Consider the following 11,742-nt stretch of genomic DNA (forward strand, 5'->3'; position numbering starts at 1 on the left):
GCAAATTTAAACAAATTAAACCAAAAATTTAACCGTATCTAAACATGTTTATATCTTACTGATAGTTAACAATTTGGTAACATTAGAATTTATAAAAAAGTGTTTATTTGTGCGAATTTTTAAAAGTTAACAAATATTTATGAAAAAAATTTATCCCTTCTTACTTTTATTTATATCAGCAACTGTATTTGCACAAGTTCCTACTTATTATAATGATGTAAATATAAATCTTACAGGAAGCTCTTTAAGAAACGCTTTAGCTACTAAAATTATTAGTACGCATACTACTAATTTATCCTATACACCTGGTGTATGGAATGCTTTAAAACAAACTGATTTAGATCCTAATAACAACTCAAAAGTTTTACTTATTTATGGGTATAATGATACAGACGGAAACCACGTTACAGATAGAACTAGAGGCAAAGATGATAATGGTGGAAACGCAGGCTCTGAATGGAATAGAGAACATGTTTACCCTAAATCATTAGGAAATCCAAATTTAGGAACCTCTGGTCCTGGTGCAGATGTACATCATTTACGACCTGCAGATATTTCTTTTAATTCACAAAGAGGTAGTCAAAAATTTGCTCAAGGTTCTGGAAATGCCGGTAGTGTTTCTGGCGGATGGTATCCTGGTGACGAATGGAAAGGTGATGTTGCTAGAATGATGTTATACATGTACTTGCGTTATGGTAATCAATGTTTACCTAAGAATGTTGCGGTAGGTAGTTCACCTTCTTCTGATAACAACATGGTTTCAATGCTTTTAGAGTGGAACGCTCAAGATCCTGTTTCTAATCTTGAAAAACAAAGAAACCCAATTGTAGAAAATTTACAAGGCAATAGAAATCCTTTTATTGATAATCCTGCTTTTGCTACAAAAATTTGGGGTGGTCCTCAGGCTGAAGATTTATTTGGTACCGGATCTGGTGATACACAAGCACCAACTGCACCAAGTAATTTAACAGTTTCAAATACTACAGCTACATCAGTGAACTTAACCTGGAATGCTTCTTCTGATAATGTTAGTGTAACTGGATATGATGTATACAGGAATAATACGAAAATAACTACTGTTTCAAACACTAATTATCAAGTTAATGGATTAACTCCAGCTACTAACTATTCTTTTTATATAAAAGCTAAAGATGCTGCCAACAATATTTCAACTGCTAGTAATACAGTTAGTGTTACAACTTCTTCAGGAGGTTCTACTGGCACAGCTACAGATTTATTAATCTCAGAATATATTGAGGGATCATCTAATAACAAAGCCATTGAATTAGCAAATTTTACAGGAAATACTATTAATTTGTCTAACTACAGTCTAAAAAAAGCGACTAATGGTGGAGGCTGGTCAAGCACTTTAGCTCTTAACGGACAATTGACTAATGGAAAAACTTACGTGATTGCTCATACAAGTGCGTCTTCTACTGTAAAGAACAAAGCACAAAAAACTGATTCAGGAGTACTTTCTTTTAATGGGAATGATGCTATTGGTTTATTTAAAAACAATGTACTTATTGACTTAATTGGAAACCCTAATAGTTCTAACACCTTTGCTAAGGACAAAACATTACAAAGAAAAAGTACTGTTAATTCACCTAACATTACTTATGTTACTTCTGAATGGAATATTTTATCTAAAGATACTTTTTCTGGTTTGGGAAACCACACTATAGATGGAGGTAGTACTCCTGACACTTCTGCTCCAACAACTCCAAGTAACTTAACAATTTCTAACATTACTCAAAATTCTATGCAATTAAACTGGAATGCTTCTTCTGATAATATTGCTGTTACTGGATATGATGTATATAGGAATTCTGTAAAAGTAGCTACCTCTACTTCTACTAATTTTTCAGTTACTGGATTAAATGCTAGTACAAATTATAACTTTTACATTAAAGCTAAAGACGCTGCTGGTAATAGTTCATCTGCTAGTACTGTTAAATCTGCTACCACTTTAGCGAACAATCTAAGTTATTGTTCTTCTAAAGGCAATAATGCTAACTTTGAGTTTATTGATAATATTGTACTTGGTGGTATTTCAAATAGCACAAATAGTAATGGTGGTTATGCTGATTTTACTTCTTTAACAGGAACACTACCATATGGTAGTAATACAATTGTAGTTAGTGCTGGTTTCTCTGATTCTTCTTATACCGAAAATTGGAGAGTATGGATAGACTTCAATCAAAATGGAACTTTTGATAGTAATGAACTAGTGGTAAATGGTTCTTCCTCTAGTGCTGGTAACTTATCTTATAACTTTAATATACCATCAACTGCTAAATCTGGAAAAACCAGAATGCGAGTTTCTATGAAATGGAACGGTACTCCTGCTCCTTGTGAAACATTTTCCTATGGTGAAGTTGAAGATTATTCTGTCATTATTGGAGCCTCTAATAGGTTAGATTCTAAAAACATTAAAACTGTAAAAATTGATGGAAAACTAGGTAATGAGCCAGCCTCTTTTGATGCTAACATTTACCCTAATCCTGCTAAAGACTTTGTTTCTTTACAGTTAATAGACGGTAGAACTTCTAGTTTTGAGATTTATAATTCAATAGGACAAGTTGTTTCTAAAGGAAAATCTTCTAGAGCTATTAATCTTTCAAGCTTAGCAAAAGGTATTTACATAATAAACATAAACGATGGTAATAAAACTATTACCAAAAAACTTATTAAAGAGTAAATTAACCCAAATACATCATAAAGAGGCTATCTAATGCATTTAGATAGCCTCTTTAACTTTATTATATACAATAAATACCAAAGAAGTAATTTGCCTCCTTTAGTTTCCTTGTTAAATTTATTTAATGTTAATATTCTCTAATACTATTTCTGATACTTTCTTCAGATTTCCTTCTTCATAAATCTTATCTATATCCAAAAAGTTAATCGTATTTTCTTTTGGTTTATAGTTATTGTAATCCACTAAACGTACTCCGCTTATTAAATGTTCTTTTTTAACATCTCTAAAACGAACTCCACCTCCGTTTGTATGGTATTTGTAGGCTAAATATTCTAACTTGAACGTTTCTGTATTAAACCAATAAAGAAATACATCATCAAAATCATCTCCTCCTCCTTCTTGATTAAAAGTTACCTGAACTTTATAATATGTTTTTCCTTTAATTACAATAGAAGGTAGTAACTTTTTATTTACAGCTTTATCATTTAAGCCTAATGGTAAAATTGAAAAATAATGTACTGAATTTACTGAATTAGCATATCTTTTGACATCCTTATCAGATAAATTAACTAAACTGTCATTTATAAACCTTTTAAAACCCAAATTAGAAAGCACATCTTTAATTACTATACTGTCTTGTTTCCATACTTTTGTATACTCATAACTTCCATTATTTCTATTAGCTTTATAGTTTTTCCCTCTAAAATCAAAAGAAATTTCTGCTGTATTCAATTTTTCTAACCCAGACTTATTTATTGATAAATCTACTATTTGTTGTGCGGTGTATTCTGGTTTACATCCAGTAAAAGCTATTAGTAATAGGAATATAAAATATCTCATGGTGGTTTATTTATTTGTTTTGGTCGTAATGAAACATCAAAATTACAGTAAAAAATACTATTTAATAATCTTCATCTGTAAGCGTTTTCATAAACACTACAATAGACTTTATTTCTTTTTTAGTCAAACCTAGACTATCAGCTGGTAATGTTTGATATTCATAAGAAAACCCTAAACCTTCTCCTCCTCCATTATTATAAAACTCAACAACTTCTTCTAAGGTTTTATACACTCCATTATGCATATATGGTGCCGTTTTTGCTATATTTCTAATACTAGGGGTTTTAAAAAAGTGTTTTCTTTCATTTGTTTTAAAAAGATTATACCTTCCTAAATCTTCACTTAATCCTGTTAAACCTATATTTGGAACACCAATAGCTTCTAACTCTGTATCATTATAATTAGGAGGTACAGTTCCATTAAATACAGGTGAAAAATGACAGGTTGCACATAAAGCTTTCCCTGTAAACAAGTTAAATCCATCTTTTTCCTCTTGAGTTAAAGTAGTTTCTTCTCCTCTAATGTTTTTATCAAATTTAGAATTAAACGGATTTAATGTTCTTATATAAGAAGCTATTGCATTTCGTATGTTATAATCTATTCGTTTGTTACCATATAATTCTTTTAATTTTTGCTGATAACCTTCATTTTTTATAACTCGATTTACTACTGAATCCATGGTCATATTAAATTCGTTATGGTTTTCTACCACACCTACTACTTGACCTTCTAAACTTCCTGATCTAGCATCCATAAAAAAACCTCTTTGAAAAGCTGCATAAGTTACCGTTGGTGTGTTTCTTGTTTGCCTGTTGTCAAAAACTCGTTTACCATCTGTAAATGCAAAATCTTTAACATGACAGGTTGCACAAGCCATCGTATTATCTTTTGATAATGACACATCATTAAATAACGCTTTACCTAATGCTACTTTACTAGTTAACCTAACTGTATCGTTTTTATAGTCTGAGAAATACCCAATATTCAATGCATCTTCAGAAAATAATGAAGTCATATTGTTTGACAATGCCATTGTAAAAGGAAACGTTACTTTCCAATCTTCCTGCACCTTAACCAATGTTTCCAACTGCGGATTTATATAACTCTTAATAAAATCAAACCTATCAAAAGTATCAAATTCATGTTTCAAAGCTTTTTGTGCCTTTTCAATTTGACTGGTAAATGTTTTTAATAATTCTTTTGACGCAAACTTATCCTTGTGCAAGTTCACTACTGTTAAAATTGTTTGATAAGTGAGTATAGTTTCTTCTAAGGATTGATTTAATACTGGTGAATCAAAGCCTGTAATCCCCGTTGTAGCAATTCTAACTAATTGTTCTCGTAATAACCAAATAACATGGTACTCTTTTAGATCAATATGTATATTATTCCTAATTAGTTTTAACCTGTTATTCGTTAAATCAACACTCTTTTTAAGCGCTACTGTATCAATAATTTCTTCATAAAGTGTTTCTTCTATTACTTGAAAACCAAAAGGCTTTATTACTTTTATATTCGTTAAATCCTCCTCTTCTACTTTTAAAATATTAGGAGCGTTTAATGACTTGTAATTATTTTTATCAGAATACGCTAAAACAGGTTCTAAAAGTTTAAAATACTTTCTTGCCTTTTTATAATACTCTTTTTGTTGCGACAACTGGTTTGTTTTTGCTAGACTATCAATACTTGAGATAACTGTATCTAAATACTGAGTATATATTACTTTTAACCCTTTATTGGCTGCTTCTAAAGAATAATACGTTGCCTCTTTTTTATGACACGATACTATTAATAGCAAAAGACATACACAAAGGTATGCCTTAAGCTTGCTTAATATGTTTTTCATATTTCTTATCTGTCTAATCCAGTAAGTATATGTAAAACAGAACCTTCTTTTCTACTATTAGCTACATCAGAATTAGCTAAAGGATCTGTAAAAGCTGTTCCATCTGCTGGGTCCCAACCATGGTTCTGTGTAATTACCATAAATGTATTCTTACCGTTATTTACAATATCAGTTACATCTATCATACCCGTAATTTCCCATGCTTTTCCTGTATTACCATAACCTTTAGTTGCTGCTAAATCTTGATTACATTCTAATACCACTTTTAATTCACCTGTATTTAAATTGTATTGGTATAACCTAGCATAATGATTTTTTTCAGCAACATCAAAGTATCCGTTTGGATCTTCTTGAATGTAAGCATAATTTTCAGTTACTAAAATGTTATCAGGACTATGGAATTCTTTTGCTTTACCACTTAACTTGTCTCCATCTAATACACAAGTAATTGTTCCTTTACCTGAAGGATCACTAGGATTTAAAACTACTTTATATATACGTCCATAAAAAGTTCCTTTATCTTTTAATCCATCTTTTCTTCTACCTGTAACACAAAAATAAAGTTCTCTATTATTTGCTGCAGAACCTCTTCTCCAATCAATATCCTCTAATCTAGAGAATCCCATTACGTCTTTATTTTTACACTCCGTATCTAACGCATTGATTTCTTTTTCCTGTAATTCAACAAACTCAATATCATATGATTTTCCTTCTTCCATATCCATTTCATAATCAACACCAGCAGTTGTTACTTTTAAACCATATAACTTACCACCTTCTAAATCTCCTTGATTACCAACATACATTCCTAATTGTCCAGAAGGCATATCATTATTACTATGGTCATCTCCTATAAACACAACCGTTTTTCCAGCATATGCATCTTTACCTATAGCCACAGCATTTTCAGTAGACCATTGTCCTAAAGCTGTTAACATTTTTGCTGTACCAGCTTGATCTGCACTTTTTGTTGGTTCAGTAGCAAAAACTCCTTTAGAAGCTCCACCCCATTCTCCTCCTGATAAATATAACGGCCCAAATCCGTGTTCTTGAGGTGAAATTAATGAACCTGAACACTGCGCTGTATTTGCAGTAGCAGCAGCATTTAAAATATAATCTCCAGAAACAGGTCTTAAGTTTTTATTTAATTTAATACGTGCTATAGAATAATCTGCTTCTATATTATTAATTAAAGTAAAACTTCCATCAGCTTCTGCAATCAACCCTGCACCATCTGCCATTGAACCATATACAAAATCAGGTGAATTAGGTATCACATCTTCCGATGATAAAATTGGAGTAATTTTTAAATCTGAAAATTCTCCGGTAACTTTTAAAAAATTTGGTGTTTTTGATGCTGTTAAATATACACTAGCATCTGAACCATCATTTCCATCGTTTCCGTCATTTCCATCTTTACCGTCCTTACCATCTATCCCATCAATTCCGTCTACACCATCTTGACAAGAGGTTACAGAAGTAAAAGCTATTGATATTGCCATTAAAGCAACTAAGCTTAGTTTTAATCGTTTCATTGTTTTCTTTATTTAGTTAATATTTCAGCACAAAAAAACGTTTTGAAATTAAGCTTAACCTTATCCTAATTTTAAATTGATATAAGATAAATGTTAGCTATTTTATCAAACTTTAAATAACTAGATTTATTCTAAATAAAGATAATATAGTATTAAACTAGACAAACATTTGCTATTTAACTAATAATAAATAAAACATTGATAATTTTACAAAAAGGACGCTTAACATTAAAGAAACATTAGTATTATTTCTAGATAACTATATAAAAAGAAAAAACGCCATATAAATGACGTTTTACACCCCTTCATATTTACTTTAAAAATATGAATAACTACAAAGAATCTTCAACTAATACTTAATGCAGTTAAAACCAAAAAACTGCTTCAATAAACAATGAGATCTATCCGATTCCCTATAAATGCTTTTTCATAAAAATTTTCCCCGACGACTCTAAGTATTATTTTTTATTGCTTATTTCTGATACAAATATATTTTGTCAATTTTTAAATGTGGTAAGTCAGTGACTTACTTTTAGTAAGTCACTGACTTACTTTTTGGCCGATTTTGGCCTTTTTTTGCTGTTTTTTGTTAAAGAAATGTTAAAATCGTTTTTTTAGGATTCTAGAAAAGCCATATCTTTGTCCCATCAATGACAAAAATTAAAACACATAACATTCAATTTATAACACTTATTAGTGGTGTAATTGAAAAATTACTTGGAGAGTTTCTTGAAAAAAGTGACGCTCTATGTATACATTTTAAAGTTTTACAAACATGATATAACTATATAAATGAATAATACATAAGCGTCCAATACTATATTGGGCGCTTTTTTTATATTTTTTTTACAATATGAGCATCGTACATTAATACAACATATAGAATTTGATTTTAACTATTAAACAACTGATTAGCAAAACATTGTTAGTTATACACACAACTAGAGAACTTCTGGACAAATACCTCTTTGCCTCAAAACAAACATAAACCACTAACAAACAAGTAATTACCTGTAAAAATTATTTGCACAGTAAAAAAAAACGCTACATCTTTGCCTCATCAAAAACAACAAATAATCGAATAATAACTATTTAAAATAAGTAACAATGTATTTACACAGCACAACAATCAATAGTAAGGGGAAAATGATAGCCGAATTTGGTATTGAGTTAGTAGTTAGTAAAGATGTAATTTATAAGATGTATTGTAAGTAATGAGATAAACGATTCATTCACATATATATAAAGGCATCTTAGTTTATAAGATGCCTTTTTTATTATACTATAATTAGAAAAACGTGATAAATACTCATTATTTCATTGCTAAAATGTTAAAATCAGTGAATTTTTTGGAAATATCGCAATAAATTCTTATATTTGAGTATATGAAAATTAAAACACTATGAAAACATTTAAATTGCACATACTAATTGAAAAAGGACGTTTACTCATCCAATTGCTACGCTTCCTAAAATTTCATACACCGTAACGGATAACACAACTATTTTAGTTGTATGAAATCAATCAGCTAGCGAAGCACATTAAATTGCAAACGCTTCCTAAATTTATGAAAAGGTAGAATTTACCTGAAGTCTGTTGTACTCAATAGGCCTTGGCAGTAAAGCATCTTCAAAAATTTTGACATTCATAGTCAATTAAATTCTACAAACACCCAATTCATTGGGGTGTATGGCTATACATCTTATCGAAAGATAAGCATGCTATGAACCATCGAATGTATTTCGAGATAACTATTGCTGCATATGCGGCCTAGAAAACTAATGTCAACTATTAAAAATTGAAAATTATGAAAACTTTAAAAACTATTTTTGGTCTACTTGTTTTATTAACCTTAACTACTTCTTGTACTGATTTAAGTGAAGATTTAAAACTAAAAGATAAAATTGATAACGAGCCTCCTACTATTACTATAGGAGTTAAAGGAGAGTCCCCTTTTTATACTGGTGGTGGAGATGGTAGTGGTGATGGAACTGATAAAGAATAAATATCTTTGTCAAATATACAAAAGTCTTTAGTAATTACTAAAGGCTTTTTTTTAGATTTGCATTTATGCAAGAAAAGATTTTTTTTATTTTTTTTTATTTTACTTTTTCTTTGCTTTTTCTCTCTTGTAAAGAAGTTAAGAAAGACCTTCCTCAAAAAAAAGCACAAACTGAATTAGATAGTATCACTTACTTTCTAAATAAATCAAAAAAAAACTTATTACATAAAAACTCTAGAGTTAAAATTTTAAATAAAGTTTACTCTAAAATTAAGAATAAACAAAATTCAAGTTTAAAAGCCAAACAATATAGTACTCTTGCCTATCAATATTTTAAAAATGGTGATACCATTCACTTTTTAAAATTAAACAAAGAAGCAAAAAATTTGGCCATTAAAATTAAAGATACTTTTGCCATTGCAGATGTCTATTGGAACTATGCAAATTTTTACAACAAAAAGCAAGTTTATGAAAAATCATATTCTTATTACAACAAAGCATACAACCACTTTAATAACATAAATAAAGATTTTGAGTCTGCTAAAATGCTATATGCCATGTCCTATATAAAAGGCCGTTACAGAAGCTATATGAGTAGTGAAATTCTTAATGTAAAGGCTTTAGAAAAATTCAAGCTATTAAAGAAAAACTTTGACATTTATCAAAGTTATAATCATTTGGGACTCTTACAATATGATATTAAAGAATATAACAAAGCTATTTTTTATTATGAAAAGGCTTTAGAGTTTTACAATAAATTAAAACCAAAAACTAAAAAGAAAAACTACATAGAGATCTATAATAATATTGCTAACGCTTATTTCAAAAAAGGAAAATACAATACTGCTCTTTTTTACTATAATAAAGAACTTAATAACAATCTACTAAGAAAAGAGCAATATGCCCGTATCATAGATAATCGAGCCTTTTGTAAACTAGCAATGCATGATACTATAAGTGTTAAATCTGATTTTTTAAAAGCTTTAGAAATTCGTGATAGTTTACAGAACAAAACTGACATTATAACCTCTAAAATACGTTTATCGGATTATTACAAATATGTAAAAGACACCATTAAGGCAATAAAATACGCTAAAGAAGCAAACAAACTAGCTAAAAGGGTTAAAAATGGGGGTGATTATTTAACTTCTTTACAGCAACTAGCCAATTTAGATACTCAAAATACCAAAAAATATTTAGACCGTTATATTACCTTTAATGACAGCTTAATAAATGCGGAACGCAGAATACAAAATAAGTTTGCGCGTATTGAGTTTGAAACGGATGAGTATATAGAAGAAACAGAGCGTTTAACCCAACAACGTATTTGGATTTTAGTCACCAGTTTGGGTGGTTTACTAATTTTGAGTCTGTTGTATTTTTTACGTATGCAAAAAATACAAAATGAAAAGCTAAGTATTGAAGCGGAACAACAAAAAGCTAATGAAGAAGTATACATCCTTACCTTACAACAACAAGCCAAATTGGAAGAGGAACGTATTAAAGAGCGTAACCGTATTTCAGAAGAACTACACGATGGTATTTTAGGAAAACTATTTGGTACGCGCTTTGGCTTAGGCTTTTTACCCTTGCAAGGAGATGTTGCTACTTTAGAAAAACACAAAGACTTACTGGATGAATTACAAGATATTGAAAAAGAAATTAGAGATGTATCTCATAAGTTAAGTGATAATTTTAATAGTTCTGATATTAACTTTTCTTCAATTATTAAACAATTGCTAGAAGATAAAAGCGTTATTGGTAATTTTAAGTATCAGATTAGTGTATCCTCAGATATTTCTTGGAATGCTATGAATGAAATAACCAAAGCTAATATTTATAGAATAATTCAGGAAGCTTTACAGAATATTATTAAGCATGCTAACGCAAAAAATGTTACTTTAGATTTTTATTTGCAAAATGAGAATTTGGTTGCAAAAATAACAGATGATGGTGTTGGTTTTAATAGTAAAAAAGGTAAAAAAGGAATTGGTATTAAAAATATAAAATCAAGAGTTGAAAAATTAAAAGGAAGTTTAACAATAGAATCAAAAATAAACGTAGGTACTATCCTACACATTAATACTCCCTACATCAAAAAAGATGGAAGAAAATAACAAGTTAACAGCTTTAATCATTGACGACCACCCTTTAATTTCTGAAGCTTATAAAAGTGCTTTTCGTTATTTAGAAATGCAAGAAAACACATTTTTCTTTGACATTCACGTGAAACATAATTGTGATGATGCGCGTGAAATTATTCATGAGTTTTCTGAGGCTAATAAAACTATTGACATTATCTTTTTAGACATGCGTTTGCCTGCTTCTGAAGACGGTACTATTTTGTCTGGTGAAGATTTAGGTCATAAGATAAACGACATGTTACCTGACAGTAAAATTATTGTTTCTACTACTTTTAATGATAATTACAGAGTGCATAGTATTATTAGAAGTATAGATCCAGATGGTTTTTTAGTAAAAAATGATATTACGCCACATGAATTGGTAACCGCTATAAAAGAAGTGTTAACTGCTCCTCCGTATTATAGTAAAACAGTAATGAAATTGGTTCGTAACCAAATGTCTAGTGATTATATTTTGGACGATATTGATCGTAAGATTTTATACGAGCTTTCCATTGGTAATAAAATGAAGAAGCTTCCAGAGGTAATTCCACTTTCTTTTGCTGGAATTCAAAAAAGAAAACGTCAAATAGCTAAAATTTTTGGAGTAGACAGTAATGATGACCGAGAACTTATTTTAGTAGCTAGAGATAAAGGTTTTTTATAAAAAACAAAACCACCCAAAAAGGTGGTTT

Annotated in this window: 7 protein-coding genes; 4 read left to right on the forward strand and 3 right to left on the reverse strand. The window is 29.8% G+C overall.

Annotation, left to right across the window (positions count from 1 at the left end):
* The first annotated feature begins 139 nt into the window (after positions 1 to 139).
* On the forward strand, positions 140 to 2,701 hold the full coding sequence (locus tag ABNT65_RS05770) for an endonuclease (protein WP_348747404.1): 2,562 nt from the start codon (positions 140 to 142) through the stop codon (positions 2,699 to 2,701).
* A 117-nt stretch (positions 2,702 to 2,818) separates the two neighbouring features.
* Here the strand turns inward: ABNT65_RS05770 and ABNT65_RS05775 are convergent, their stop codons facing one another.
* From ABNT65_RS05775 to ABNT65_RS05785, 3 genes are all read right to left on the reverse strand, one after another.
* Positions 2,819 to 3,541 (reverse strand): DUF6503 family protein, encoded by a 723-nt coding sequence (locus ABNT65_RS05775; RefSeq protein WP_348747405.1) that lies wholly within the window; start codon positions 3,539 to 3,541, stop codon positions 2,819 to 2,821.
* 61 nt (positions 3,542 to 3,602) lie between these two features.
* Positions 3,603 to 5,387: a cytochrome-c peroxidase gene (locus ABNT65_RS05780; RefSeq protein WP_348747406.1), complete on the reverse strand. Its 1,785-nt coding sequence runs from the start codon at positions 5,385 to 5,387 to the stop codon at positions 3,603 to 3,605.
* A 5-nt stretch (positions 5,388 to 5,392) separates the two neighbouring features.
* Positions 5,393 to 6,922, reverse strand: coding sequence for a phosphatase (locus tag ABNT65_RS05785; protein WP_348747407.1), 1,530 nt, complete (start codon positions 6,920 to 6,922; stop codon positions 5,393 to 5,395).
* A 1,807-nt stretch (positions 6,923 to 8,729) separates the two neighbouring features.
* Here ABNT65_RS05785 and ABNT65_RS05790 point away from each other — a divergent pair.
* From ABNT65_RS05790 to ABNT65_RS05800, 3 genes are all read left to right on the forward strand, one after another.
* Complete coding sequence (locus ABNT65_RS05790; protein ID WP_348747408.1) at positions 8,730 to 8,927, forward strand: hypothetical protein; 198 nt, start codon at positions 8,730 to 8,732, stop codon at positions 8,925 to 8,927.
* A gap of 65 nt (positions 8,928 to 8,992) precedes the next feature.
* Positions 8,993 to 11,041 carry a tetratricopeptide repeat protein gene (locus ABNT65_RS05795; protein WP_348747409.1) on the forward strand — a complete coding sequence of 683 codons (2,049 nt, stop codon included), beginning with the start codon at positions 8,993 to 8,995 and terminating at the stop codon, positions 11,039 to 11,041.
* Positions 11,028 to 11,714, forward strand: a complete 687-nt coding sequence (locus ABNT65_RS05800; RefSeq protein WP_348706121.1) for a response regulator — start codon at positions 11,028 to 11,030, stop codon at positions 11,712 to 11,714. The genes ABNT65_RS05795 and ABNT65_RS05800 overlap by 14 nt, the downstream gene beginning before the upstream one ends.
* Positions 11,715 to 11,742 lie beyond the last annotated feature (28 nt).

The organism is Tenacibaculum sp. 190524A02b, from assembly GCF_964036645.1.
Classification (GTDB): Bacteria; Bacteroidota; Bacteroidia; order Flavobacteriales; family Flavobacteriaceae; genus Polaribacter; species Polaribacter vairaonense.

Excerpts from the sequence above, each read along its gene's own strand:
- ABNT65_RS05790 (WP_348747408.1), top strand. The coding sequence starts at position 8,730 with ATGAAAACTTTAAAAACTATTTTTGGTCTACTTGTTTTATTAACCTTA.
- ABNT65_RS05770 (WP_348747404.1), top strand. The coding sequence starts at position 140 with ATGAAAAAAATTTATCCCTTCTTACTTTTATTTATATCAGCAACTGTA.
- ABNT65_RS05795 (WP_348747409.1), top strand. The coding sequence starts at position 8,993 with ATGCAAGAAAAGATTTTTTTTATTTTTTTTTATTTTACTTTTTCTTTG.
- ABNT65_RS05780 (WP_348747406.1), bottom strand. The coding sequence starts at position 5,387 with ATGAAAAACATATTAAGCAAGCTTAAGGCATACCTTTGTGTATGTCTT.
- ABNT65_RS05775 (WP_348747405.1), bottom strand. The coding sequence starts at position 3,541 with ATGAGATATTTTATATTCCTATTACTAATAGCTTTTACTGGATGTAAA.
- ABNT65_RS05785 (WP_348747407.1), bottom strand. The coding sequence starts at position 6,922 with ATGAAACGATTAAAACTAAGCTTAGTTGCTTTAATGGCAATATCAATA.
- ABNT65_RS05800 (WP_348706121.1), top strand. The coding sequence starts at position 11,028 with ATGGAAGAAAATAACAAGTTAACAGCTTTAATCATTGACGACCACCCT.